Annotated in this window: 1 protein-coding gene; it reads right to left on the bottom strand. The window is 70.7% G+C overall.

The genetic code is table 11. The annotated features are described in order from the left end of the window. Nucleotides 1-312: NAD(P)H-hydrate dehydratase (locus H926_RS29965; protein WP_371256327.1), on the bottom strand; the 312-nt coding region annotated here is incomplete at its 3' end. Nucleotides 313-328 lie beyond the last annotated feature (16 nt).

Raw genomic sequence — 328 nt, 5'->3', positions numbered from 1 at the left:
CAGATCGCCACTGGTAAAGGCCGGGCCGGCCAAGCGCGCTGCTTCGCCATGGAGCCACAGCCCTTCCCGCGCGGCGCGATGCGGATCGCGCAGCACGGCCAGGCGGCTGGCAACGGTGCCAGCCAGCACATCGCCGCTGCCGGCCACCGACAGCCACGACGACGCGCGCGGCGCCACCGTCACAGCGCCATCGGGCGCGGCGATCACACTGTCCGGTCCCTTGAGAATCACCACAGCGCGGGCGGCTTGCGCCAGTGCCACGGCGCGCGCGCGCCGGTCACCCGTGCCGGAAAGTCCAAAATTGCGTTCCAAAACCTGCATCTCTCCA

Origin of the sequence: Novosphingobium sp. B-7 (genome assembly GCF_000410615.1) — a bacterium.
In the GTDB taxonomy this organism is placed as follows: Bacteria; Pseudomonadota; Alphaproteobacteria; order Sphingomonadales; family Sphingomonadaceae; genus Novosphingobium; species Novosphingobium capsulatum.
Note: the sequence above shows the minus strand (reverse complement) of the source record. Positions and strands in the feature narration are given on the sequence as shown.